Source organism: Streptomyces sp. NPDC090445, from assembly GCF_044769385.1.
In the GTDB taxonomy this organism is placed as follows: Bacteria; Actinomycetota; Actinomycetes; order Streptomycetales; family Streptomycetaceae; genus Streptomyces.
The window spans coordinates 1-24,139 of sequence record NZ_JBIVXV010000040.1; the positions used below are offsets into that span (position 1 = coordinate 1).

Below are 24,139 nucleotides of genomic sequence, written 5' to 3' on the forward strand. Positions count from 1 at the left end.
CCGAGTAGTCCCTCATCGCCATCGGCGGTCTTCTCGCTTCCTCCGGATCAAGCAGATCCAGTATCAGCGTGTCCACCACTCAGGGGGAGGCCCCGTCTTCGTTGAGTGAGCTGATCAGCACCACCGGAGTTCCGAAGTACAGGACCTTGAGCCCGGGGACGACATGCATGCGCTGTGCCTTTCGCGGAGTGCCAGACAGACAGGTCCGCGATCAGGAACACGAACCGTCGCCGACTCTCTCGTGGGCGACACACCAACGCTGGCGGAAATACGACATCATATTTTCGGATGAGTGGAGCAATCGCCCGATGGCAGGCCCGGCGTTGATTACTGGACACGCTCCTAAGGGCTTGCAGGGAATCAAGGTGTTGCTTCCCGTTCTGAGGCTCGTTGGTGTGGTATGCGCATCCCGGACGAGACTCGTGACCGACTCACTGTGAAGTTCGCGGTGTTGTTCCCGCATTTGGACGAGCGGCAGCGTCGCAGCTGGAGTCTGTCGCCGCCGTCCCGGCCGCTGACATGACGAGGGCGGCCAGTACGTCGGAAGCGTCCGTGCAGAGGGTTGTGCGCACCTGATGCCCAACGGTATGCAGCACCGGCCGCGCATGGGTCGGTGGATTGACCTCCTTGTGGGAGGGCGGCGGGCAGCGCTCGGAGTGCCTGACGTGGGCCCGGCAGGCGTGCACCACGGGGGTACACATGGAGGGAAACGTGGGGGGAGGCAAGGGGGGAATCAACGGGGGAAGCGGTTCTTGCGGTTGTGCTGCACCCTGCCTGGTCAGCCCTCGGAATGCAGCTGGTGACTGGTCGGACTTGTAGGTAGGAAGGGGGAGGGAGATGGAAGGCGACGTGGTGGTGGAGAGGGCGGAAGGTTGGTGCCAGCGGGGTGCGGGTGGTGCTGTACCAGCTGTAGCGGGCCGGGCCGCGGGCTCGTGTCAGCCGCGGACCACGATGGGCTCCGCCCGCACGTCCGAGTACGGCTGGTGGTACGTGCCCAGGTGGTCGGTGTGGTGGGCAGGGTCGGCGTCGGTGACGTGGGGCAGTGGGAGGAGCTCGACTGAGTTGCCGCCGACTTGAAGTTGCAGGTCAAAAGGCTGGTGTGATCGGTCCCCAAGGTACTCGTGCTGGTCGTGGGCGTGCGTCTGCGGAGGAGATCGTCTGTCAGCACGGCTGGGTCGAAGAGAATCGCGATGCAACACCGTCGGCGGATGTGCAAGCCTTCTGCTCCCAGACGCCGACCGAGAAGACGCTGATGACCCCCGACGACGCCCTCAAGCAGTTCAGTCACATCGCGCGCGAGCGGGCATTCTGCAGTCACGTCGGGTCCGACCGGCTCATCCAGGCAGGGCTTGACGCGTTGATTGCCGGGGTTGAGAGCCCCTCCCTCTCCATGCTGGCCGGCCTCCTCCGGACCGAAGAGCCCGAAGCCCCAGCGCTCTTCGATCAGGTGCTGGAGGAGTTGGGACTGGTCTTCCAACCCCCCGCTGATCCACGCGCCGCGAAGTGGGCGATGGCCCACTGGGTCGCTGGTCAGATCGTTGACGGATCCCTGGCCCCTGCCACCGGCACCCACATCATCTGGGCAGACATCGCCTATGACCTTGGCTATCCCGAAGATCTGGAACCCCTCGTCTCCTGTGCACTCAGCTGGGACGACTGCCAGGAGAGCTGGGGAGTCTCCATTGAGGAACTCAACAGGGAAGCGGTCGAGGCGGCGAAACAGTTCTTGGTCAAGCAGTCGACAGCAGAGGCAGGAAGCTGACCGCCGGTTCTTGCCCGCGATGGTTGGGCGGTCTTCTACGATCCGGTGCACGTTGGATCCTGAGCTGCTGGAACGGATCACCGCGCGGCGCGCGCGGAACTGGACGCACTCGAGGAATTGTTGGCCAAGCCGCTGGCGGAGGTGCGGACCGAGCGGGACGAACTCGCCGTCACCGAGCGAGTCCTTGAACGGGTGAGCGAACAGCTAGCCGGCGAAGGAGGCCAACCGCGTCCTCGCCGTCGGCGCGGATGCCGACGCGCTGGCCGAGCTGGCGGCCGGGGGTGGGGTGGTCCGGCACGGGGTGGCGTATGCCGGCCCGTGCCAGGCCTGCGGCTGCGTGCGGCATGAGTGCGGCGGCGTGGTCCCGGTGTCCTGGTGCGTTGAACACGGCGACGAGGCGGATCCGGTGATGGTGTGGCATGTGGGCGGCGGCCTGCACTGCGTCGTGCTGGCCCAGGAGCGCTGCTGGGCCGAGGCGGAGGCCGGGCGCGCCGGAGGACTGCCTAACCCTGAGGGCCCTCTGCGCCGGCCCGGCGGTGGCTAAGGTGTCGGTTATGCGTCCGATGACCCAAGAGGAACGAGAGGCATTCCTCGCAGAACCGTATGTCGGAATCCTGAGCGTCACGGCGGAGCCGGAACGCGCCCCGCTGACCACCCCGATCTGGTACGAGTACCAGCCGGGCGGGTCTGTCATGGTGATCACAGCCCCCGGCGCGCGCAAGGCCCGGCTCATCGAGGAGGCGGGCCGGTTCGCGTTGTGCGCGCAGGTGGCCGATGTCGAGGACTACCGGTACGTGTCGGTGGAAGGTCCCGTGACCGAGATCAGGCCGACCTCGAAGCAAGAGCGCTTCGACATGGCCGCGCGCTACATGGGCGACGCCGCCACCGACTACGTGAACGCGACGGAGGAGTCCGCGGCCGGCAACGTCGCGATCCACATGCGGCCCGAACAGTGGAACACCTTCGATTTCCGGAGGATGCTCGACTAGCCAGCGTTGCCCCCATGACGACGCCCCAGACTCCGGCCGACTGGCATCCTCGACAACCTCTCCGCCCACCTGAACTGGAAGATCCGCAGGTGGGCGGCTCTGCCCGCACGGAACCGGGGTACGCCCTTCCAGGGGAGACGCTGGAGGTCCTCGTGGGCAAGCGTCACCACCTCGCCTTGCACCCGGCCCACGTCGACGGCCTCACCCAGCTCCTGCGCGACGCCGTCAACACCATCGACGCGCACAGCACGCCCGGCGGCGGACCGTGCTCCAACTGCCACAGCACGGGGCGTGCTCACCCCTTGTGGGCGCCGGCGGCCGGGCAAGCCCAAGGCGGCCCTGGGCAAGCCACCCGCGAGGGCGGCTTGCCCAGGGCCGGGTTACGGGCCTTCCCGCCCCGGGCGCAGGATGTCGGCGTAGATCCGGGACCGGACACCGGGCTCGCCGGGATCCCGGCGTACGGGGGCGATGCCCGAGGTCGCCCAGCGCTCTTCCAGCGTGGCCATGACGGCCCGGACGGTGTCCTCGTTCTCGCCGGTGAGGTCCAGCACCACCAGGCCGGCTCCGCGATGTGCTGCTCGTCGATCAGCTTCATGACCGATGCGACGGCGGGGGAACCGAGGCGGTTCGCCGGCGGCCTCGGCTTCACCTGTACGAGGGATTCGGAGCCTGGCTCCGGCCGCGAGCATCGCCCGGCAGGGCGCTCTCGTGCTGTCGGGTGGCCAGGGCCGTACCCCGTACTTCCTACCCAGCGGCCGGAAGTGCTGGCGCGGCTGTCCGCGAGCTGCTGACCGGGGCGTGCGTCACCCGTTCGCGCGCGGCCGGGTGCCGGTGGGGAGGGCGGGGAAGAGGCTGGGCACATGTCCGCCAAGCTGATCGTCTACCCGCCCGACGAGCAGGGTCGGCGCCGGGTGCGCTACGACGGCGTCGCCATCGGGGTCGCGCACCACCCAGCGGACATCAGGGTCTTCCTCGCGGCCGCCGGGTTGGAGAACGCCGAAGACGTAGACCTCACCGACCCCGACTTCGTGGAGTGGCGAGGCGTCGGACCCGAAGGTGTGCATTGCAGCGTTAGATGTCATCGGTGTCGCCGGCCGACCTGCGGCCCGCGCCGGACTCGCAGGGGCACTTGTGACCAGATGCGCGAGCCCGTTGTCACCAGCGCCGATTCCGCAGCCCAGTTGTCACCGGCCCGGTGGAGGTACGCGCCGGTGCCCTGGAGCGTTGCGCGGATGTCCTGTTGCGTTGGGCTTGTCTGTGGATCTTGTGTTGAGCTGCGGGGTTGCCTCTGGTTTCTGCGGAACCATGGCGGGTTTGTGATCACCAGGGGACGACCCCGTCGTCCTCGAAGAACGAACCGGTCGGGCCGCCGTCGGGCAGTGTGGCGAGCCGGATCGCTGTGGCCGCGCCCTGTTCGGGGGTGCGGGGTCCGTGGAAGCCTGTGAAGTCGGTGGCGACCAGGCCCGGGCAGGCGGCGTTGATCAGGATGTTCGTCCCGGTGAACTGCCGGGTGTACTGGACGGTGAGGGCGTTGAGGAATGACTTCGACGGCGCGTAGGCCGCCATGATCGGGCCGATCTCGGTGTCGGGGTCTGATTGCCGGGTCAGGGAGCCGACGCTGCTGGAGACGTTGACGATGCGTGGCGAGGCCGAGCGCCGCAGCAGTGGCAGCATCGCGTTGGTCACCCGGACGACACCCATGACGTTGGTATCCACGACCGTGCGGAGCACCTCCAGGTCGAGTACGGTCGGGTCTTGCTCCCACCCCGGGCCCATCTCGCCCGAGATGCCGGCGTTGTTGACCAGGGCGTCCAGGCGCCCGGCCAGCCGTTCGACCAGTTCCGCGGCATCAGTGACGCTCCGGTCGTCGGTCACGTCCAGTGGTACCCCGAACGCGTCCACGCCGACGGCGCGCAGTTTTCCGACGGCGGTTTCGCGTCGGGCGGCGTCGCGGGCTCCCACACCGACGCGGTACCCGAGGCTGCCCAGCCCGGCCGCGATCTCGTACCCGATGCCCTTGTTCGCGCCGGTCACCAGCGCGATCATCGTTTCGCTCATGCTGATGATGTTGGCTCGCGGACGAGTGGCGCGGCCAACACCGATACGGTGCCCTGTCATACCTGCCAGGTATCACCGCGTATGCTGCGGCCGTGGACACCCTGGAGACCCGCGAGTTGAGGTACTTCGTGGCCGTCGCCGAGGAACTGCACTTCGGGCGCGCCGCCGAGCGCCTCGGCATGGCCCAGCCGCCGCTGTCGCGGGCGATCCAGCAGCTCGAACGGCGCCTCGGGGTCTGCCTGCTGCAGCGCAACCGCCGTGGTGTCCGCCTGACCGATGCCGGAGAGGTGCTGTTGCACGAGGGCCGGGCGGCCCTCGACGCGACCGCTGCCGCCGCTCGCCGCACCCGGCGCGCCGGCGGTGCCGACAGCCCTGGCGGCCCCAGCGGTCGGCTGGTCCTCGCGGTGAAGGCCGCCGCGTCGCACGAACTGCTGCGGAAGCTTCTCGACGCCTACGCGGCCGAGCCCGACAGCGCCGAGATCGAGGTGCTGCCGTGCGGCATCTGCGAGCAGGAAGAGCTGCTGCGCGACGGACGTGCTGATGTCGCGCTCATGCACGCGCCGTGGAACTCCCTCGCGGGGTTCGACAGCGAGGCACTGACGACCGAGGGACAGGTCGCCGTCCTGCCTGCCGGGCACCCGCTCGCCGCCCGCGAGACCTTGTCCCTGGCCGATGTCAGGGACGTCCCCGATCTGCCGCTCGCCCGCTGGCCCACCCACGGTACCTACGCACCCGGCCCGGGCCCCGAGATCCACAACCAGACGCAACTGGCCCAGTTGATCGCCCTCGGACGCACCGTGGCGGTCGTCCCCGACTCAGCCCGCTCCTGGCTGTGGGCCGAGCACACGGCCGTCCCTTTGACCGACGCGCATCCCGTCGTGACCCACATCGCCTGGCCCGCCCACAGCCGCTCCCTCGCCCTGGCCGGCCTGATCCGCACGGCCGCACGGCTATGACCAGGTCCTGCCCCCGTCCGGCGGAGCCTGATGAGCCGCTGGACATTCCGGAGAAGGCTCCGCCGAACCCTTACGAGCCGGCGCCGGAGGCCCCCCGGCGGACCCTCCGGAGTAGCCCGAGCAGCCGCAAGCCCGGCATCGCGCTGAGCGCCGTGGGCTGGGCCCTCCACCACTACGGCGCCCGCTACGCCGACCCGGGGGCTGGGCTACGCGGCCCGGCCGCCTGGTCGCTGCTACTGAACTTGAATTCGTGATGTCGGTCAGTCGTCCGTGATCAGGCCGGTGCCGGCCAGGCAGCCGTCGACCAGGTCCGGGCGGTACTGGATCTGCTTGAGTCTGCGCTTGACGGCGCGGGTGATCTGGCCGAGGTCGGCCGCGGCGAGGTTGCCGATGTCGCGTTTGACCAGCGACCAGATGCCCTCTTGCGGGTTCAGTGGGCGTTAACCTCGCCGTTTCAGTTGCGGCTGCTGGGTAGCCGAGCGGGGTCGTTTGGGGCGGTGCTGCTGGTTGGTGGGCATGGCGAGGGGCCGGCGCGGTGGTCGGGTTCTCCAAGTTCCTCTGGTCGTGGGTGGTCGGGGGCTGCCGGTCAGCTGGCCGGGCGGGGTAGGTGAGATCAACTGAGCAGGTTTGGGGACACACCTGAGCACGGGTGGGGAAATTCAAAGAGCGTCATCAATGCGGGAGGCTTCGTGGCCCGCGCGCTCGCGCCCGGCCTGGAAGGCCAGGGGCGGGGCCGGACGCGTAGTCCATGTCGTTGAACCAGGCCGTGAACGCGGAGCGCACCGCGTCCGTCACCGCCTGACCGATCAGTTCCCTCGCCTGCCCCACGCGCACGGTCCCACCCATTCCTTTGCCTCCCGGCCCGGCCTCGCCTGCCGGGGCCGCACCCCCGGCATGCCACACCCCGGCATGACGCGCCCGGAAAACCGCACAACACCACCCAACAGCCGTGGCGGGCCTTGACACCGCAGCGACCAGCTCGACCATCTGGCCGGCGCCGCAGTCACGGCTGATCCCCAGCGCCGATGGACACGCCGAGCACGGCTCCACCGGTGTCTGGCGCTGTTCCCGATTCGGGTCGGGGAAAGCGCCAGACATCTCAGTCGAGGGGCACCCTCGGCGCCGAAGCACTCGGCCAACGCGCCTGCAGGCAGGCTCGCGGTGCGGGCCTGCCCGGTGTGGCCGGACGGGTTGCGGAAGTGCACGTGGGCCCACCGCCAAGGCCCCACACCCCACCGGCAGTTCTGCGAACTCGGCTTCGATCCGCCCGAACACACCCCTCGACCAGCTGGCGGGGGCGGACCTTGCGGGCTGGCACCGAGTAGAGATTCGCGTCGAAGGCGACGAGGCCGTCCGGCACTCTGGAGCCACTTTGCTGGTGTTCGGTCAGAAGAGTGCCAGGCCTTCGCCACTGGTGTCGGCGATGACGGGCCGAGGTGCGACAGGGAGACCGTCCAGGCGGTCGGGTCCGGCGGCGGCCGCCACAGCAGGGGCGGTCTCGGCCAGCCAGGTACCGAACCGCTCGACAGCCTCCCGGTAGGGCACCCGTGCCAGGACGCGGTGCTCACCGGAGGGGCAGAAGTCGACGGAGACGGTGAGCAGGCAGGAGCGAGGTGTGTTCTGGCTTCCCGTCCACGAGACACGCAGCACCCCGCAGGGCTTCCGCCCGCGAGACCCAGGGTGGGAGGGGCGCAGGGTGCGGGTGGCTGTGTGGGCGGTCCATGCGGCGAGGTGAGGCAGAGGCAGGGTAGTGCGGGTGCGGCAGCCCGGACAGCGGTGCCAGTGGCGCAGCCAGCCGACCGCGTCGGTGTCGAAGAGGCGCCGGTAACGGGCGGCGACGCGGATGTCGTTGTCGTACAGGTGGTCGGGGCGCTCCAGCGTGTTGCAGGACGGGCAGACCGGGGCACGGACATAGCCGTGTTCATGGCAGTGATCCAGCACAGCAGCCGGCGCCGTACCGCAGACGGCACACACCCACCCGGCCACCTGGCGGGACATACCCGGCTTGCGGCTCAGCACCGAGTACAACTGACCTCGCAGCTCCCCCGTATACGGGCGCCGCGGGACGGGGGGACCGTTCACGCCCGTCGTGGACTGGCTATCAGTGGCCCGGGGGCGGTGCTGTTCTGTGAAAGCCGTGTCCGCCTGGCATGCCCGCGTGGTGTGCAGCCACTCGGTTTCGGTGTGCTCGGCCGCGTCCAGCAGCCTGACCACGGCACGCGGAAGCCACCACGACCGCTCCACCCTGCCGCGGGACCGCTGCACCAGCAGCCGCCGCCAGTCGACCCCCGCCAGATGAGACCACGGTCCGGGCTCATGGCCGGCTTGGCGTCCGGGACGATCTGCCTCTTGCAGTTCCCAACTAATGCGCCGGCGCCAGCCACGCAGCGTTCCACCCGCGCGCTCCTGCTCCGGCACACCCCGGAACGGGCCGATACGGACTAGGTCCAGGGCCTCCATCTCCACCGCGTTCCATGCCGCCGCCGCCCGGCGCACCTCCGCCTCCGGAACACTCCACCGGCCGCCGCCCGTCCTCACCAGCTCCACCACACAGGCACCGAGCAAGACGTACCGCCCCGGCCGGACATCAGAAGGAAAGCCGGTGAATACCGCGGAAATCGCCGGTACCGCGCTACCGGCCGTCAGGCTGGCCCACACACCGTCGGCGGCGGCCAGAGTGACCAGACCATCTGCCCGGCCCGGGACAACACGCTCGGACATACCGAAAGACTAACGACCGGCACCAGTGGAGCGACAGCCAGTGCGTGGTTCTTGCGCCGGGAGAGCAGCCTGGCCAGCGGCGGGCGCCCAGGAAACGCAGAACGAAGGAATCCGTCCCGGGGCAGGGCAATCCGTCGCGGGCAGCCCCCGCCCCGTCGGCCTCGGGGCCTTGGCCGACCTCGGCTTCCTCGGCCTGGACAACGACATCCTCGACCCCGTAATCGTCACCGGCTACGCCGCCAGCCGAACCCACAAACTCACCCCGGGCGAGAAGGAGGCCAACCGCGTCCTCGCCGTCGGACGCGCACCGGTCGAACACGGCTTCGCCCACCTCAAGAACTGGCGAATCCTCACCAAACTCCGCACCGACCCCGCCCGCGCCACCCAACTCCTTCGAGCCTTGCTCGTCCTGACGAACCTCGAAGTCAACCGGTGACGGATGATCTTCTACGTGGGCTTCCGCCCACCATCAGCACGAGCACTCCGAGCACCAGTCACACCAGCCCTTTGACCAGCAACTTCAAGTTGGCGGAGGCGCACTCTCGCGCACCACGATGTCCCGCACCGCACGGGGCACGCGCCATTCCGACGATGCCCGGCACTCTCGCGTGCACCCGGTGCGCGCAAGCGCAGCCCGGCCAACCTCGCCATGTCACCCTCGACCGACTCGAAGCCCTCGTACGCAACCGGCTCAAACGCCTTCAGTGCAGGCCCGACACCCCCGACGCTGCATAGCCGGCACCAACCTGGTCCTCGACACCCCGGCGCCACCTTGACGAGCCGAAGTCAGTATCGGCCGTATCCGTGCACTCTGCAGACGAGGCGGATGCATGGGGAGCGAAGTCTTGAGATGCATGGTTCGGCGGTGGCCAGGTCGCGTCCTGGCCACCGCCGCTTTACTCCGTGTCTGTCCTGCGGTCAGCGGCGTAGGCCGCGGACTCCTCGGGGGCTGCCGACGCCGGTGGGGCCGTCGTAGCCGCGGACCGCTCTGCACAGGTAGGTGTTGCTCGGGCACGGGCCGGCAATGCCGCGGTCGATGTCCCAGAAGTTCAGGCGGTGGGCGTAGGGGTAGGAGTTGGGGCGGTCGTTCGGGCCCGGGGTGCCGGCCAGGGCGTACATGGAGGCGATCAGCGGCGAGGACGCGCTGGTGCCTCCGACGATCTTCCAGCCGGGGTCACCAGGCCCGAAGGTGTCGTAGACGGCCACGCCGGTCGACGGGTCGGCGACCGCAGAGACATCGGCAGAGGTGCGGCGGGGGCAGAGGGGGTCCGTCTGGACGGATGGCTTGGGCTGGACCTGGGAGCAGCCGGAGCCAGCGCCGGTCCACGCCGATTCGTACCACCCGAAGCGCAGGAGCTGCGGGCCCGGTACGGGGAGGAGGTTCCGCCTGAGCGAGGTGCCCCCGGCGGAGGTGACGTACTGGGAGGCGGCCGGCCAGTGAACGACGCCACCGACGTCGCCGGAGGCGGCCACGAAGGCGATACCGGGGACATTGAAGTAGATCTGGTCGAGGACGGGCTGGATGTTGTTCTCACCGTTCGGGTCGACCCAGCTCATGGAAATGAACTTCGCGCCTTGGGCGCGGGCCTGGGCCACTGCCGTGAGCAGACTGCCGAACGTGTCGTCGTTGGCCTCGACGAGCAGGATCTTGCAGGCGGGACAGGCAGCGCTGACCATGTCGATGTCCAGGGCGGTCTCCAGTGCCCAGCTGGTGTCGGGGTCGGGCGGGGGGAGCGGTGTCGTGCCACCGTTCTGGTTGATCTTGCGGAAGCAGCCGTTTGCCGTGGTGCAGGGGGGCAGGCCGAACGTGCTGCGGTAGACCGCCAGGTCGCTCTCCGCGTTGGGGTCGTCGAATGCATTGACGAGGGCTACTGTTTGCCCCTGACCGGCGAAGCGGGGTAGTTGGTAGGCGCTGCGAATGTCGGCAGGGCCGAGCCCCTGCGGCAGGCTGCCGGGTGCCAGGGACGCCACCGCAGGGAGGTCAGTGCGGAGCAGGGACAGACAGGTTGCCCTGTCTGTCCCTGGTGCAGAATTGCAGACACGCCTGGACGTCGCCGCCCTCTCGCCTGCTCCCGCCATCGGTGAACCCGCAATGGGTGCCAGCCGTGCTTCGGTATCCGTTGTCCGGGCATGCGCGTCGGACGGTACGAAGGCCAAGCTCGCTGCCAAGGGCAAAGCCGCCCCCAGTAGGAACCTCGTAAGGCGTGCAGCCCGCATGATGCTCCCTCATGCTGTCGAATGCGCAGACGAACGACCAGGGCACAAACAGCCGCGATCGCTCGCTGCCGCACGCACGCGGGTCCTGAAGATTGCGACCAACATCATTGGCAGCAGACTGAGAGCGGACCAGTGAACAACATGGGGAAGGGCACCCAATGCAGTAGCCGACTCACCGCGACAGCCCACTCCCCCACCAGGACCGGACACCGCGTGATGAGACCACGCCACCATCACGGACAACTACGGAAACGGCGTCACGTTCGCGCTCCTGCCGGTCAGGAGACACACGCGCCCGCCGCGGTTCCCGGCGCCGCGCCGCAACACTTCCTGCGCCGTCGGCGACAGGTGCCGCGCGTCCCCCACCAGATCGCTCACACCACTACAACGACCCAGAACCCCAACCGTTTCGGCTCAATAGCCATCCTGCTGGGCTCCCTGGAGCGCTCCTCGGTACAACTGCCTCTCAAGCTCGGCATCGCCTTCGACCAGGTGATCCGTCAGCTGCAGAGCACATCGTTCCCCAACCCCGCCGCGCTCGCCGCCCTTGTGCCCCTCACCCTGCCCTTCCACCCGCGACTGCAGACCCGTGTCTCCCAAGCCCTCAAGAACACCGGCGACGTCCTGCGGAAGGTCAACGACGGCGAACTCCCCCTCTCCAGCCAGAAGGGAAACCGCGGGCCGGTGGAAGCCCAAATCCCCCGGCCGCCGCGGTTCCCCACCGCGAACTCGGTGCGCGCCGTCTCGTAGGCCGGGGCAGCCCGGCGCGTGTGGTGCCGGGCTGCCCGGGACGGCGAGTCCGCCCCGGTCCGCGCCTGAAAGCCGTAGCCGCGACGGAGGGGTCTGTCAATCGAGCGGTGTAACGAGGGGGTTCGGGGTTACTGACGTGCTGCCGAGAGCCGGCCGTCGAAGGTGATGTCGAAGGCGTTCAGGGCGGTTTTCCAGCGCATGGTCCAGCGGGCCTGGCCCTTGCCCGTGGGATCCAGGGACATGATCGCCATGTAGACGCACTTCAGGGCTGCGGTCTCGTTCGGGAAGTGCCCGCGGGCCTTGACCGCCCGCCGGATGCGAGCGTTGACGGATTCGATCGCGTTGGTGGTGCAGACGATGCGACGGATCTCGGTGTCGAAGCGCAAGAACGGGGTGAACTCCTCCCAGGCGTTCTCCCAGAGCCTCACGATCGCCGGATACTTCCGGCCCCAGGCATCGGCGAACTCGGCGAGCCGCTCGAGTGCAGCTTCCTCGGTCGCCGCGGTGTAGACGGGCTTGAGGAGCCTGGCGATCTTGTCCCAGTCCTGGCGGGCGGCATAGCGGAAAGAGTTCCGCAGCAGGTGGACGACGCAGGTCTGCACGATCGTCTTCGGCCAGACCGTCTCGACTGCGTCGGGCAGGCCCTTCAGGCCGTCGCAGACGAGCATGAGGACGTCGTTCACGCCGCGGTTCTTGATCTCGGTGAGGATGTGCATCCAGTGTTTGGCGCCCTCGCCGCCGTCGCCGGCCCACAGCCCGAGGATCTCGCGTCGGCCTTCGCTGGTGACGGCCAGGGCCACGTAGATGGGCCGGTTGGCGACGGCGCCGTCGCGGATCTTCACGTGGATCGCGTCGATGAAGACCACCGGATAGACCGGGTCGAGCGGCCGGTTCTGCCACTCGGCCATGCCGTCGAGGACCTTGTCGGTGATCGTGGAGATCGTCTGCCGGGAGACCTCGGCGCCATAGACCTCCGCGAGGTGGGCCTGGACCTCGCCGGTCGTCAGCCCCTTCGCGGACAGGGAGATGACCATCTCGTCGACGCCGGACAGGCGCTTCTGCCGCTTCTTGACGATCTTCGGCTCGAAGGATCCGTCACGGTCGCGGGGCACGGATATCTCCACCGGTCCGACGTCCGTCAGCACGGTCTTCGCGCGGGTGCCGTTGCGGGAGTTGCCGCCGTTCTTCCCGGCCGGGTCATGCTTGTCATAGCCGAGGTGATCGGTGATCCCGCCCTCCAGGGCGGACTCCAGCAGCCGCTTTGTCAGCTGCTGCAGCAGCCCGCCCTCGCCCGTCAGCTGCAGGCCCTCAGCCTGAGCCCGGGAAACCAACTCGTCGATCAGCCGGTCATCCACCGCCCTCGCTGGCTGCGGCTCGGCTGCCTTGCTGATCTCGGCCTCGGTCACGTTCTCACTGGTCATCGGTGCATCCTCCATGATCGGGAGTTACACCAAACGATTTACAGTCCCGGACGACACGATGCGCCGACTCTCCCACCAAACAGCCGGAACCATTGCCTGACCAGCGGAAACTCAGCGACTACGTTCGGAAAGCGGAAGCCTTCTCAGTGCCGCCCCAGCCCTCTCCGGAGCTGGGACAGTGCGGTGGAATTGGTGTCTCGGTAGTCCAGCGTCAACGCTTCGGCCCGGAGTGCAGCTCTCGGGGTGATCGTTGCATGACGTCCGGCGCCCGCTTGGTCAGTCCCAATCGGACGGCGGCTGGTCGACTCGGCCCCCCTTGTGCGGCGTGTGGATGTAGTCCCGCGCACCGCTGGGCAGCGCGGCGACGCAAGCCGAGGAGCAGGCGTTCACCAGCAGGGGCAATACGTCTGTGGCCACGCGCAGTGAAATCCACATCTGCTGGAGCCCAGCCTGTTCGATCGGGCGGTCGCAGACGCTGCATCTGTGGATGGCTGTGGTGCCCCAGCGTCTGGGATCGAGGTCTTCCAGGGCGAGCTCCGTGACGGAGTCCAGGTCAGGCTGCAGGCGGGGAAAGGGCGGTCGCAGCTTGTAGTTGCCGAACACTGCGCGTGTGCTCACCGTGCTGCGGGACAGCTTCTGGCACCGGGTGAGTTCGTAAGGAAACCAGTGCAACCGGTAAGAGGTGTAGGGCGTGAACTCTTCAAGGCTCGTCATGGCACCGATCTCGGGCGGTATCCGGACCAGGTTGCTGCCGTAGAGCACAAGGTGCTTGACCATGGTCAGCCGCGCGATGCTCGGAGGCAGGGTGACGATCTGCCGCCGTTCCTCCGGGCTGAGCTCCACGAGAGGGCGGAATTCCTCGCGCCCGTCGGCCGCGGCTTCGTCAATCAGCTCCAGCAGACGCAGCCAGCCCGGGGCGGACGTGTCCTGGCGCTCGGTGTGAAATCCGACCCGGGCTCGCGGATGCGGCCTGGACTGGTCGAAACACGCGCAAGCATCCTGGCGAATCCCGCGTCGCTCCGGGGCCGGATCCGACGTGTCACCCCAGCGGTTCACGTAGAGCTGTGGCTCTCTCTCGCTCGTCATGGCGCAAAGATACGAGGGCGCCGCAGACCCCATGAGGCCACCGCGTCGTCTGTGGGGCTCGACCTTGCCGGTCATCGTGGTGTGACATCAGCGGCGTGGCAGGGTGACGACACCAGCAGGGTCGTCACCCTGGTCCACATCCGAGACTGACCCCAGAGTGTTGTCGAACGTGCTCAGCTCGCGGCGGAGCCGCTGGAGCTCGTCGTCCTTGGCGGCCTGGACAAACAGGAGGAGCCGATGACGCTCCTTGACCTGGGTGAGCGCGGTGTGGGTACGGGCGAGTTTGCCGGTGAGCCGCTGGTTGAGGTCCCGTAGTCGGGCGATGCGGGCTTCGCAGGGGGCGGGCTGCTGGCCAGCTGCCCAGAGGGCTGCCCTCCGCTTCTCGAACTCGTCCTTGAGGTGGCTCCAGGTCCGGTAGAGGGAGGCGCGGGAGATGTCGGCCTCGCGGGCGAGCGTCTGGACGTCGCAGGCGCCGCCGGGTGGGATCTGTCCGGCAAGCAGCCGGTCGATGGCCGCGCGGATGCGCCGCTCGATCTGATCGCGCTGCTGCTGGCTGAGGGCCATGTCATCCTGCCTTTCCGGCTGCCGTGTCGATCTCTTCGAGGACCTGTGTGGACCGCTCGTGCTCGGCTCGATGTCGGTCCTTCTCTGCGGGCGGGATTCGAGGGCTGGCCAGCAGGACGGCGCCGTTGTCGGCTGTGGTCTGCCAGACGGAACGGTGGACCATGTGGTGGGTGGCCTGCGGGCAGCGGGAGCTGTCACACAGTCCGGTCAGCGGAGCTGGTGCGGACCTCGTGCCGGCGAGCTTGAGACATAGCGCCTTCGCCGGATCCTCGAACCAGCAGTAGTTCGCTGCGGACAAGTGCAGGACCGACGCCCTCTTCTTCAGCAGCAGCTCGATCTGCCGGTCGGTGACCACCTTCGCGGGGCCCGGTTCGTGGTCGGCCAGCTCCTTCTCAACGGCCCGGAAGGAAGCCGGCAGCGCGTCGGCTCCGGGGCCGGCGGGCATCTGGCCCTGTTCGAACTGCCGGTGTGCCTCGACGGTCCGCTTGAGTTTCTCTTTCGCCTCCTCCTACTTGGCTTTGTTGGTGAGTTGCGGGTTCTGGCACAGATCTTGGGGAGTCGTTGCGGAGCGTGACCTCGGTGTTCGATTGCGAGTGACTGGCTCGTGCGAGACGGCGTACGCCTTGGCGTCTGACGGCCGGAAGTGACGCTCCCTCAGGTGCATTCTGTTCGCTGCTCTGGCTGGCTGTGAACAGTGATGGTGCTGGTCATGCAGACCGATGCACCGTTCTGGGATTCGCTGGTGTTCGACGGGATCGACGAGGTGGAGGTCGAGGCGGTTACGGCCGTGTTCGGTACGGTCGAGATGGTGGCGAGAGGCCGAGCGGCCGGCGCTGCATGTCCGGACTGCGGCCGCTTTTCGGACCGGGTCCACGATCGTTACCGGCGCAGGCTGAGGGACCTTCCGCTCGCTGAGCAGGGCCTGGTGATCCGGCTGATGGTCCGGCGTTTCGTCTGCGGGTCGGCGGTCTGTCCACGCCGGACGTTCGCCGAGCCGTTCTCCCGGCTGGCCGTGCCGTACGCGCGGTTCACCATGCGGCTGAACCGCGCCCTGGAACGGGTGGGACTCGCCTTGGCGGGACGAGCCGGCGCTCGACTGGCGGCCCAGCTCGGCTTCGGTGCGGGACGGATGACCTTGCTGCGCAGGGTCATGGCACTGCCCGATCCGCGATTCAGTACTCCACGCGTGCTGGGTGTGGACGACTTCGCGATCCGTCGCGGCCAGACCTACTCCACCGTCTTGGCCAGCGTCGAAGACCATCGCGTGGTCGACGTGCTCCCGACCCGTGAAGCTGGGCCGCTGGCAGCTTGGCTGGACCGCCATCCCGGCGTGGAGATCATCTGCCGGGACCGGGCGGGTGCCTACGCGGAGGGCGCCCGGCGTGGTGCACCCGACGCTTTGCAGGTCGCCGACCGGTTCCATCTGTGGCAGGGCCTCGGCCGGGCCGTGGAGACCTGCGTCGCCGCCCACCGCGACTGCCTGCGCACCCCGGCGCCCAGCGGCACGTTGCCGGAGGCCACCCGACCGACTTCAGGGCGATCGCAAGACGACGCAGAGCCCGTCGGCCGGCGGGCCGCGCGAAAGAAGGCCGCACACGCCCTGGTCCACGAGATGCTCGCCCAGGGCCACTCACGCCGGGCGATCGCCCGGCACCTGGGCTGGGGCCTCAACACCGTGCTCCGGTACGCGAACGCCGCAGGCTGGCAGAACACCATCCGCGAGACCCGGCCCCGGCCCAGCAGGCTCGATCCCTACAAGCCCTACCTCGAACGACGATTCACCGAGGGATGCACCAGCGTCACCCAACTCCACGGCGAACTGGTCGCCGAGCAGGCTCCCGTCACCTACGGCATGGTCCGAGCCCACATCGCCACCTTGCGCGGGACTTCGTCCGCCGCACCGCCACTGCCGCCGACGGTACGGCAGGTGACCGGCTGGCTCACCCGCCACCCCGCCGCCCTGACCGAGGAAGACCGCGTCGGCCTCAAGGGCGTCCTGACCCGCTGCCCCGAACTGGACACGGCCGCCGGACACGTCCGCGATTTCGGCGAGATGCTCGCCGGCCGCCTCGGCGCCACGCTTCCTGCCTGGATCGACGTAGTCGACGCCAGCCGGCTGCCCGGGCTCACCGGCTTCGCGCTCCACCTGCTGCGAGATCTCGACGCTGTGACCGCCGGCCTCACCCTGGACTGGAACTCGGGCAGCATCGAGGGAGCTGTAAACCGCATCAAGAAGATCAAGAGACAGCTCTACGGCCGAGCCGGCTTCCATCTGCTCCGGAAGATGATCCTGCTGCAGTAGCCCGGAAGCAGACTCTTGCTGATGTGGGTTCGGCGGGCTAGAACTTCATGTGATCACTTTTGTGTGTGCCGCCTGCGCTCGCCCTCTGACCAGGGCTGTGCAGCTGTCCGAGATCCTGGTCAGGCCCGAGTTCGACGGACGGATCGGACCTGACGGGTACCGCCGGGCCCAGGCCACCATGAACCAGGGGTTCTACGCTCTGGAGCCCGAGCCATGGGGCGCCCCGTTCCTTCCCACGAACGAATGCGTCGCAGTATTTCCCGGAGGCCCGGCTGTTGCCGATCCCGACGGAGACGGGTTCCTCACCTCCGCAGGCCCCCGGAATACGATCGTTCTCCATCCCGACGACGCGCCGGACCTGCTGCCCGACCTTGAAGGGGACCACGGAGGCTGCTGCGGGCTGCACGGCCAGGGCGGGCTGAATCGACTGTGCCCGTGCGGCACCGCAGTGGGAACAGAGATCAGCGAGTGCTACACCGCGTACGAACTCCACCTCGACCCAGCACGAGTCCATGCACGAGACGTGACCATCGGCTGATCACTGTTGGAGGTTGTGAGACAGTCAGCGGATGCAGATCCGAGGCTCAGGCCCTCCCGCATCTTCGAACACCGTGATGACTCTCCGCGCTGGCTCCCCAAGATCTGTGCCAGAACCCCGTTCTCACCTACGAAGCCATCCTTCTTCCAGTCGTGGTGGAAGACGGCCTGGGCGCCGCCCGGCCAGCCGGCGTATCCCTCGCTGGTGGCCACTTGGAGGTGCTTGAAGTAGACCTTGGTGGCCAGCAGTCCACCGGGGCGGGCAGCCATCTCGACAGACAGCGTCCGCCGCAGGCGGCGGGGGTTCACCGGTTCGTCAGGGATCGCCTCCAGGCCCATGCGGCGTCCTGCGGGCGAGGCGACCCACTGCCGCAGCCAGGTGCGCTCCAGTTGGCGAGTTGAGCGTCTGCTGGGCCGGTTCACGCGGATGGAAACTGGAGCTGGCTTGCCGCGCTCCTACAGCATCCGCTCAGCCGTCGCCGCCCGTGCTCGCAGCGCGTCAGCCTCCTCGTCCTGCCCTTGGGCGGCCAGGATCCGGGCCCGGTACTCCATCGCGTACCCGTCGCCCAGATCCTCGGCGCGCAGGAACGCCTGCCCGGCCCGCGCCAGATCGCCGTGGTCCCAGAAAGCCACGCCCAGCGCGGTGATCGGGAACGCCTCGTCCTGCGCGAGGATCACCGGCGCCCAGCGCTCGACACCAGCCGCATCGCCACGATCGAGCGCCTGCTTGACGAGACCCAGCATGGCGTCCGGATCACCGAGCGCTGCGACCTTCTCCCAGATCACCTGCGCGTGGTTCGCGTCACCAGCCACCGCGTGCAGCATGCCCAGGTTGAAGCCGGCAACCACGTTCCCGGCCGCCCATGCCCGGCCCCACCAACGCAGCGCGCCAGCCCGGTCGCCCTTCAGATGCAGGGCCGTCGCCAGGTTCCCCATCGCCACGTCGTCGCCCAGCTCCGCCTCAACCAGCAGCTTGGCCAGCTCCTCGTCCGGCTTCGACCGCCGACGGAACCACCAAACCATCAGCAACCACCCCAGCAGCACAGCCGCACCGATCCCCGGCATGCGAGAAAGCAAAGATCTGTCACCCGGCGATCATGCCAGCCCCGACACCCAACACTCAGATCGCCAAGCATCGCGCTCACTCGCCAACTGAAGCGCTCAGCCACAGGGGCTCACGGGCTGTTCGGGGTGCGGCCTGGCTAGAGGTCGAACTCGAGGTCCAGCACGTCGTTGATCTCGACTTCTTCGAGGGAGCCGGCGCGGCGGCCGCCGTCCTGGAAGTAGACCTCCTTGAGGGCTTCGGCCGTGAGCTTGCGCAGCGTGTTCTCACCGGCTCCCTGCTGCTGGGCGTCGAAGAGCCGGGCGGCGTGCTGCGGGGGCAGGGCGACGGTGAGGTGCCGGATGCAGTCCTCGTCCGTCGTGTCCATCGGCGCTCCGGCGTACTCGAGACGGGCGTGGGCGTCGATGACGATGCCGCCGGTCGTCGCCGCCTTCTCCCGGGCCTTGGCCCGGATCTGCGGCTGCCTCCGCTTCTTCACCTCGCGCTCCAGTCGCGCGGCGAGGTCGGCCCGCGGCCTCTTGGCCTGGCCCGCCACGTACCGCTCCACCTGCCGCTGGGAAATCCCGAGCAGGTCGGCGACCGTCTCGGTGGCCTTGAGCTGCTTGACCAGGTACCGCATCTGCGTGCCCGCGCCCTTGGGTGCCGGGCGCGTGAACGCCTTCTGCACCGCGGCGTCCAGGCCGTCCCCGAACTCCGTGCTCATCGCCTGCCTGCTCCTCTACTCGCCGTTGTCGTCGTCGGTGACGTTGCCGTCCTTGATGTACCGGGCGAGGCTGAGCTCCGGGGCGTTGAACCGCTCGCGGACCTCCTCGCCCCACAGCACGCTCTGGGTGCCCTCCCACTTGACCAGGCCGGGGTTCACCCCGAGCTTGAAGCCGCCCGGGAGCGGCTTGCCCTCCCGGTAGGACAGGAAGTCCAGCGGGGTCTCGCCGCTTGCGGCGTAGACGACGCAGTCGGACAGGATCGCGATCGGGTACTGACCGGTGAACGCCGTGTGCTTGACGATCTTGCGGTGCAGGTTGATCCGGGTGCGGGACATGACCGCCGCGCGGATGTCCGGCCGCCACGTCGGACGGGCCAGCGCGCGCCACGGCTCGCCCGGTCGCCACCCCTCGCCGCGGGGCCGCTCGCGGAGCTTGCCCAGGCCGCCCTTGACGGTCGCCTTGATGGCCGAGGCGACGATCGCCATCTGCGGGTCACGCTGCTTGTAGCCGTCCATCGCCGCCAGGAAGTCCTCCGGCGACAGGTCGGCGTCGACGCCGAGGTCGGCCATGGTGGCGAGGTAGGCGTCCCGCAGCCGGTTGTACCAGCCGTCCAGGTAGCGGCCGTTGTCGTACCTCACGTACGCCTCGGTCGGCGCGACGTCGCAGCCGAGCTCCACGGCGTACGCCACCGTCGGCGTGGCGTACCAGGCCGGCCCCGTCGGGGCCTCGCTCGCCCTGCGGAGTGAACGGGGAGGGCAGCAGCGAGCCGTCCAGCTGCACCCACTCCTTGCCGACCTTCACCTTCGACATGTCGACGTGGCTCAGGTCGACCAGCCACGAGCCGGGCAGCTTCGGGTCGAAGACGGGGTTCGTGACGTGCGTGGGCGCGCCCAGGCCGACGGGCAGCCCGTTGGCGCCCGCGGCGAAGGCCATGTTGACGTCGAGGCCGACGAGGTGGCGCAGGGCGCGCTCGGCGTCGGTCATGGGCCGGGTCCCAGTCGTACGCCTCCTCGAAGAGCCGCTCGCCGGGGCCGCGGACGTGGAAGCGCCCCAAGTCCTTGAGCAGCGGGTGTCCGTCCGGCGCCTCGCACGGCGCGCAGGCCACCGGGTCCTTGCCCAGGGAGCCGGGGATCTTCTCGGCGGCCTGGCGCAGGGCGCCGGTCTCCTCGTCCCGCACGGCGTAGGTCGGCGGGTGCAGCGCGGTCATCTGCTCCAGGCCGGTGACGGCGGTGGAGCCGCGCGGCGTCATGACCCGGGTCGCGTACACGCCCAGGAGCCGGGCGAGTTCCGCAGGTGGGAGCTGTCCGGCCTCGCCCCAGTGGCGGGTGTCCAGACGCCCCGGTCGATCTGGCGGACCTCGCGCGGGAAGCGGCGCGGGGCCGCCGGGGCGACCGGGTCCCGGTCGATGTGGACATCGCCGGCGGGGCCACGGTCCGCGGCAGCTCCCTGTGGCTCTCCCGGCTCGTCACCAACCTGCTGGACAACGCCCGACGCCACGCCGACCGGCAGGTCTGCCTCACCCTCCACGTGGAGGACGAGGCCGGGGGCACGGCCGTCCTGGAAGTACGTGACGACGGGCCGGGCATCCCGGCAGCCGACCGGGAGCGGGTCTTCGAGCGGTTCACCCGTCTCGACGGCGCCCGCAGCTGCGACCGGGGAGGCTCCGGCCTGGGTCTGGCCATAGCCCGCGACATCGCCACCCGCCTGGGCGGCTCCCTCACCGCCGGACAATCACCGCTCGGCGGCGCCCGCCTGGTGGCCCGGCTCCCGCTGGACACCGCCTGAACGATGCGGGCCGCGGATCCGGGCCGGAGCGGCGGCGTCTCACACGGGCGCGTCCTGCCCTGCTCCGAGGGGCCGCCCCACGCGGGCGGGCCCCCGCTCGGCCAGCGCGCTCACCGCGGTGATCACCACGGCGACCACCACCCCGCCCAGGATGGCGGTGGACGCGTCGGCCACCCGCAGTACCAGCGCCGACAGCGAGGCCGTCAGGCTGTATCCGGCGCCCTGGACCGCGTACATCATCGAATACCCGGCGGCGTGGGCGTGTTCGGGCAGGCGGTCGCGCAGGCTTACCCAGCCCGGCCCAGCAAGGGCCCCACCCACCCACCCGACTCAACCTAACGAAGTACTACTAGCCGGTATCAGTGCTTCAGCAGCAGCTTGAAGGCGACGATCAGCAGGCCGATCAGCAGGTTGACCGTGGCGGTGACGGCGACTTGGCGCCATGACGCTCCGGCCCGGCGGGCGGCGGCCATGGACCAGCCAATCTGACCGGAGATCGCGACCCCGAGCGCCAGCCAGAGGGTGCCGGGCATATCCAGGCCCAAGAGTGGGCTGACCGCCACCGCCACGGCGGGCGGAATCGCCGCTTTGAGGATCGGCCACTCGTCGCGGCAGGCACGTAGCACCATCCTGCGGGTTGGGGCCCGCTGCGCCAACCGTTCGCCGAACACTGTCGCGTGCACGTGCGCGATCCAGAAGACCGCGCCGGTGAGCAGAAGCAGGGTGATGAGTTCCAGGTGTGGAAAGTCGCCCAGGCTGCCGGCACCGATGATGACGGAAGCCGCGAGCATCGATCCGTAGACGGCGCCGGTGTAGTCGGCATGCTCGCGGCGTTCGGCCTTCCGGGCCGCGACAGTTCGGGGCATCTTGGCCTCCAGCAGGTTTCCGATAGCCGCGCTCCGCGGGCCGTCGACGACACAGCCCTCCTTCCAGGATGGAAGCCCACCGGGAAAACCGCGCGTCGCACTCCGCGACGCGGTCACCGCGACAAATGCACCGGCCGGGCCTGGGCGCCCCCGTACAGCGCCACCTGCCTCGTCCGCGCACTCAACGGAGACCTGGACGACAGCGAGGACATCGTCTACACCGTTCACGGCCCGAACACCGGCCACGGCCAGGATGACGACCATGACGGCCAGGAGCAGCAGTAAGCGGAGAAGGCCCGCGCGTGAGCCGCGCCGCCGACGGGCCGCACCCGCACCCGCTGGCCCTGGCCGACCTCCCGGCCGGGGACGAGTGGTGGAACGGCTGCCGGATAGAGAGTGCTCGGCGGGGCCAGACGCGTCATGGCTTCCTCAGATTTCGATACGGCGGTGCCACCAGTGCAGATGCTCTGGGGCGAAAGGGTCGTTTACCGTCCGGTTGAGGACGCGTGCGTCGACAGGGGCCAGCGCGGCTCGCAGCTCTCGTCGCGCCCGCGCCCGCAGGTTCCATGCCGCCACTTACCGGCCCGCCCTGCGCCTGCCGCTGGTCGCCCGCACGATCCGCGGCCGCGACCTGGTGACCGGCGCCCTGGTCGGCGTCGCCCGCATCACCGGCTCCCACCAAGACCCCAACGACGAGCGGCTCTGCTCCGAGTGGGCCCAGCCCGGCCTTCACCACCTGCTCCTCGCCGACGTCCAGGCCCTCGCCCTGCCCATCCCGATCGAGCGTGGGCAGCTCGGACCGTGGCGGCCGTCGCCGGACCTGGTGGCCCGCGTGCTCCACCAGCTCCCCCACCTGCGCTTGCAGGCCGGGTCATGAGCGGCACCTCGCAGACACGGCACAATCCGGCCCAGCCGGACGCTGTCGGCAACGACCGCGCTCTGGCCTATCCCGAGCCGGCACCGCATCCGAACTGGTCCACCCGCTTGCGCCGCGCCCCGCTCACCCCCACGGCACAGCAGCACAACCAGCAGCTGCTGCTCCGCGCCCTCACCGGCCAGGCCGCGTAGGAGGCGCCCCGTACTCCTGACCAGCCACCACCCGGAGCGCCGCCCCAGCCTCCCGGCCGGGGCGGCGCTCCGCCGTTCTCCTCCTCACCAGCGTCCTGGAGGCACCATGCGCCCGATCCGTCTGACCTCGTTCGGCTACCTGCACTTGCCCACCGGCCAGGACGGCTCCCCCGCCCCGCCGCCGCCGATCGGATCGAAGACGTCCGCGACCGGCTCCGCGACCCGGCCGCCGCCCGCGACATCCTCAACCTCGACGGCCTCAACCCCCGCGTCCAGGACGTCGTCCTCAACACCCCCGGCGCCCGCGAGCTGCTCGCCAACCTCGTCGACTACGCCGACCTGCCCGCCGGCCCCCGCCACATCGCCATCGGCTGCGGGGGCGGCACCGAGCCAGCGGCCTTACCGAACTCCTGGCCCGAACACTCCGCGACCGCGGCCGCGAGGTCGTAGTCGAGCACCTCCACGTCCATCTGCCACGCGTCCTCAAGGCGCCCACTGCCTACACCGAGCAGGAGACCGCACGATGATCCGACGCTTCCTCCGCTGTGGCCACGCTGCCGGCGCCCTTGCCCCCGAGGATCAGGCCGCCGTCGACAAGTTCCGCGCGATGGTCGCCGCCGTACGCACCCCGGAGCCGTGGACGCCCGGCAGCGGCCGGGACGTCGCCGTGCGCATCGGCCCGTTCATCGAGTGGGCACACACCCGGCCCGGCGACGACCACGGCACCGAGGTAGTCGCCGTCGCCCTGGTCCACCCCGATGCCCCGAACGCCGCGCCACCTCCACGGCCGCCAGGTCGGCTACGGCCGCGGCTGGCTGTGCTGCGAGACGACCACGATCCTCGGAGCCTGGCAGCCGGCCTACGCGACGCTCACCCACGCCGCCGCCCCTCTCCCCCTCCCCGACGACATCGGCATGACCCCCGCCCACTACGGCGTCCACGTCGAAGTCCGCCGCACCGACACCACCGGCTACACCCCGCTGCGCCTCGGCCCCTACACCCAGACCTGGCTCGCCTCCCGCGACGCCGAACGCCTCAACACGCAGCCGACGGGCCGCGCCGCCACCGTGATCCCCGGCTTCACCGTCACCGCGAAGGGCGCCGTGTTCAACTTCAACAGCATCGACAGCCACACCGACCCGCACGGCGCCGACGTCACCGCACTCCTGGCCGTCGCCGTCGCGGGGGTGAGCGCGTGACCGCCACGGCTCCGGCGCCCCAACACCCGAAGGCCCTGCATCCCGCGATCCTTAGGTTCTAGTGGTCGTCGCAACACCCCAGCTCAGGGGA

General features: G+C 69.4%; 26 protein-coding genes and 2 pseudogenes. 10 read left to right on the plus strand and 18 right to left on the minus strand.

The window, feature by feature from the left end; all coding sequences use genetic code 11:
• The first annotated feature begins 1,252 nt into the window (after nt 1-1,252).
• Together ACIQUT_RS36915 and ACIQUT_RS36920 are read left to right on the plus strand one after the other, a co-directional pair.
• Nucleotides 1,253-1,762: a hypothetical protein gene (locus tag ACIQUT_RS36915; RefSeq protein ID WP_403569676.1), complete on the plus strand. Its 510-nt coding sequence runs from the start codon at nt 1,253-1,255 to the stop codon at nt 1,760-1,762.
• A 554-nt stretch (nt 1,763-2,316) separates the two neighbouring features.
• Entirely contained in the window at nt 2,317-2,751 is a 435-nt protein-coding gene (locus ACIQUT_RS36920; RefSeq protein WP_403569677.1) for a pyridoxamine 5'-phosphate oxidase family protein, read from the plus strand.
• A 380-nt stretch (nt 2,752-3,131) separates the two neighbouring features.
• Here ACIQUT_RS36920 and ACIQUT_RS36925 read toward each other — a convergent pair whose 3' ends face one another.
• From ACIQUT_RS36925 to ACIQUT_RS36935, 3 genes are all read right to left on the minus strand, one after another.
• Nucleotides 3,132-3,305 (minus strand): DUF6207 family protein, encoded by a 174-nt coding sequence (locus ACIQUT_RS36925; protein ID WP_403569679.1) that lies wholly within the window; start codon nt 3,303-3,305, stop codon nt 3,132-3,134.
• A gap of 249 nt (nt 3,306-3,554) precedes the next feature.
• Nucleotides 3,555-3,815 carry a hypothetical protein gene (locus ACIQUT_RS36930; protein ID WP_403569681.1) on the minus strand — a complete coding sequence of 87 codons (261 nt, stop codon included), beginning with the start codon at nt 3,813-3,815 and terminating at the stop codon, nt 3,555-3,557.
• A gap of 256 nt (nt 3,816-4,071) precedes the next feature.
• A complete protein-coding gene (locus tag ACIQUT_RS36935; RefSeq protein ID WP_403569683.1) occupies nt 4,072-4,809 on the minus strand; it encodes an SDR family oxidoreductase in 738 nt (245 codons plus the stop codon).
• A gap of 92 nt (nt 4,810-4,901) precedes the next feature.
• Here ACIQUT_RS36935 and ACIQUT_RS36940 point away from each other — a divergent pair, with 92 nt between their 5' ends.
• Nucleotides 4,902-5,765 carry a LysR family transcriptional regulator gene (locus tag ACIQUT_RS36940; protein WP_403569685.1) on the plus strand — a complete coding sequence of 288 codons (864 nt, stop codon included), beginning with the start codon at nt 4,902-4,904 and terminating at the stop codon, nt 5,763-5,765.
• A gap of 1,249 nt (nt 5,766-7,014) precedes the next feature.
• On the opposite strand, the pseudogene ACIQUT_RS36945 reads toward ACIQUT_RS36940, so the two are convergent.
• Together ACIQUT_RS36945 and ACIQUT_RS36950 are read right to left on the minus strand one after the other, a co-directional pair.
• A pseudogene (locus tag ACIQUT_RS36945) lies at nt 7,015-7,119 on the minus strand (integrase core domain protein); the annotation flags it as partial.
• A gap of 32 nt (nt 7,120-7,151) precedes the next feature.
• Nucleotides 7,152-8,486, minus strand: coding sequence for an endonuclease domain-containing protein (locus ACIQUT_RS36950; RefSeq protein WP_403569687.1), 1,335 nt, complete (start codon nt 8,484-8,486; stop codon nt 7,152-7,154).
• Nucleotides 8,487-8,655: 169 nt separating this feature from the next.
• Here ACIQUT_RS36950 and ACIQUT_RS36955 point away from each other — a divergent pair, with 169 nt between their 5' ends.
• Nucleotides 8,656-8,922 (plus strand): transposase family protein, encoded by a 267-nt coding sequence (locus ACIQUT_RS36955; protein ID WP_403569689.1) that lies wholly within the window; start codon nt 8,656-8,658, stop codon nt 8,920-8,922.
• A gap of 482 nt (nt 8,923-9,404) precedes the next feature.
• Here ACIQUT_RS36955 and ACIQUT_RS36960 read toward each other — a convergent pair whose 3' ends face one another.
• Entirely contained in the window at nt 9,405-10,457 is a 1,053-nt protein-coding gene (locus tag ACIQUT_RS36960) for a S8 family serine peptidase (protein ID WP_403569691.1), read from the minus strand.
• Nucleotides 10,458-11,195: 738 nt separating this feature from the next.
• On the opposite strand from ACIQUT_RS36960, the gene ACIQUT_RS36965 reads away from it, so the two are divergent.
• Nucleotides 11,196-11,453 carry a hypothetical protein gene (locus tag ACIQUT_RS36965; RefSeq protein ID WP_403569693.1) on the plus strand — a complete coding sequence of 86 codons (258 nt, stop codon included), beginning with the start codon at nt 11,196-11,198 and terminating at the stop codon, nt 11,451-11,453.
• A 128-nt stretch (nt 11,454-11,581) separates the two neighbouring features.
• On the opposite strand, the gene ACIQUT_RS36970 is transcribed toward ACIQUT_RS36965, so the two are convergent.
• The 4 genes from ACIQUT_RS36970 to ACIQUT_RS36985 form a co-directional block, all read right to left on the minus strand.
• Nucleotides 11,582-12,889, minus strand: coding sequence for an IS256 family transposase (locus tag ACIQUT_RS36970; RefSeq protein WP_403569694.1), 1,308 nt, complete (start codon nt 12,887-12,889; stop codon nt 11,582-11,584).
• Between the two features lie 261 nt (nt 12,890-13,150).
• Nucleotides 13,151-13,960, minus strand: a complete 810-nt coding sequence (locus ACIQUT_RS36975) for a leucine-rich repeat domain-containing protein (protein ID WP_403569696.1) — start codon at nt 13,958-13,960, stop codon at nt 13,151-13,153.
• A gap of 87 nt (nt 13,961-14,047) precedes the next feature.
• Nucleotides 14,048-14,524, minus strand: a complete 477-nt coding sequence (locus ACIQUT_RS36980) for a hypothetical protein (protein WP_403569697.1) — start codon at nt 14,522-14,524, stop codon at nt 14,048-14,050.
• 1 nt (nt 14,525) lies between these two features.
• On the minus strand, nt 14,526-14,969 hold the full coding sequence (locus ACIQUT_RS36985) for a hypothetical protein (RefSeq protein ID WP_403569699.1): 444 nt from the start codon (nt 14,967-14,969) through the stop codon (nt 14,526-14,528).
• Between the two features lie 264 nt (nt 14,970-15,233).
• On the opposite strand from ACIQUT_RS36985, the gene ACIQUT_RS36990 reads away from it, so the two are divergent.
• A complete protein-coding gene (locus ACIQUT_RS36990; protein WP_403569701.1) occupies nt 15,234-16,826 on the plus strand; it encodes an ISL3 family transposase in 1,593 nt (530 codons plus the stop codon).
• A 471-nt stretch (nt 16,827-17,297) separates the two neighbouring features.
• Here the strand turns inward: ACIQUT_RS36990 and ACIQUT_RS36995 are convergent, their stop codons facing one another.
• From ACIQUT_RS36995 to tap, 4 genes and pseudogenes are all read right to left on the minus strand, one after another.
• The gene (locus ACIQUT_RS36995) at nt 17,298-17,702 is read right to left on the minus strand and encodes a hypothetical protein (protein WP_403569702.1); all 405 of its coding nucleotides are present in this window, start codon (nt 17,700-17,702) and stop codon (nt 17,298-17,300) included.
• Between the two features lie 117 nt (nt 17,703-17,819).
• Nucleotides 17,820-18,428 carry a hypothetical protein gene (locus ACIQUT_RS37000; protein WP_403569704.1) on the minus strand — a complete coding sequence of 203 codons (609 nt, stop codon included), beginning with the start codon at nt 18,426-18,428 and terminating at the stop codon, nt 17,820-17,822.
• 137 nt (nt 18,429-18,565) lie between these two features.
• Nucleotides 18,566-19,129, minus strand: a complete 564-nt coding sequence (gene tpg / locus ACIQUT_RS37005; RefSeq protein WP_403569705.1) for a telomere-protecting terminal protein Tpg — start codon at nt 19,127-19,129, stop codon at nt 18,566-18,568.
• Nucleotides 19,130-19,144: 15 nt separating this feature from the next.
• Nucleotides 19,145-20,463 (minus strand): annotated as a pseudogene (tap, locus tag ACIQUT_RS37010) (telomere-associated protein Tap); the annotation flags it as partial.
• 74 nt (nt 20,464-20,537) lie between these two features.
• Here tap and ACIQUT_RS37015 point away from each other — a divergent pair.
• A complete protein-coding gene (locus ACIQUT_RS37015; protein ID WP_403569706.1) occupies nt 20,538-20,915 on the plus strand; it encodes an ATP-binding protein in 378 nt (125 codons plus the stop codon).
• 39 nt (nt 20,916-20,954) lie between these two features.
• On the opposite strand, the gene ACIQUT_RS37020 is transcribed toward ACIQUT_RS37015, so the two are convergent.
• Together ACIQUT_RS37020 and ACIQUT_RS37025 are read right to left on the minus strand one after the other, a co-directional pair.
• Nucleotides 20,955-21,236 (minus strand): hypothetical protein, encoded by a 282-nt coding sequence (locus ACIQUT_RS37020; protein ID WP_403569708.1) that lies wholly within the window; start codon nt 21,234-21,236, stop codon nt 20,955-20,957.
• A 38-nt stretch (nt 21,237-21,274) separates the two neighbouring features.
• Nucleotides 21,275-21,781 (minus strand): hypothetical protein, encoded by a 507-nt coding sequence (locus ACIQUT_RS37025; protein ID WP_403569772.1) that lies wholly within the window; start codon nt 21,779-21,781, stop codon nt 21,275-21,277.
• Nucleotides 21,782-22,277: 496 nt separating this feature from the next.
• Between ACIQUT_RS37025 and ACIQUT_RS37030 the strand changes: the two genes are divergently transcribed.
• Both ACIQUT_RS37030 and ACIQUT_RS37035 read left to right on the plus strand, forming a co-directional pair.
• Nucleotides 22,278-22,658, plus strand: a complete 381-nt coding sequence (locus ACIQUT_RS37030; RefSeq protein WP_403569710.1) for a hypothetical protein — start codon at nt 22,278-22,280, stop codon at nt 22,656-22,658.
• A complete protein-coding gene (locus ACIQUT_RS37035; protein WP_403569712.1) occupies nt 22,655-22,849 on the plus strand; it encodes a hypothetical protein in 195 nt (64 codons plus the stop codon). The genes ACIQUT_RS37030 and ACIQUT_RS37035 overlap by 4 nt, the downstream gene beginning before the upstream one ends.
• 329 nt (nt 22,850-23,178) lie before the next feature.
• On the opposite strand, the gene ACIQUT_RS37040 is transcribed toward ACIQUT_RS37035, so the two are convergent.
• A complete protein-coding gene (locus ACIQUT_RS37040) occupies nt 23,179-23,319 on the minus strand; it encodes a hypothetical protein (RefSeq protein ID WP_403569714.1) in 141 nt (46 codons plus the stop codon).
• 29 nt (nt 23,320-23,348) lie between these two features.
• Nucleotides 23,349-23,603 (minus strand): hypothetical protein, encoded by a 255-nt coding sequence (locus tag ACIQUT_RS37045; protein ID WP_403569715.1) that lies wholly within the window; start codon nt 23,601-23,603, stop codon nt 23,349-23,351.
• A gap of 4 nt (nt 23,604-23,607) precedes the next feature.
• On the opposite strand from ACIQUT_RS37045, the gene ACIQUT_RS37050 reads away from it, so the two are divergent.
• Nucleotides 23,608-24,048, plus strand: a complete 441-nt coding sequence (locus ACIQUT_RS37050; RefSeq protein ID WP_403569717.1) for a hypothetical protein — start codon at nt 23,608-23,610, stop codon at nt 24,046-24,048.
• Nucleotides 24,049-24,139 lie beyond the last annotated feature (91 nt).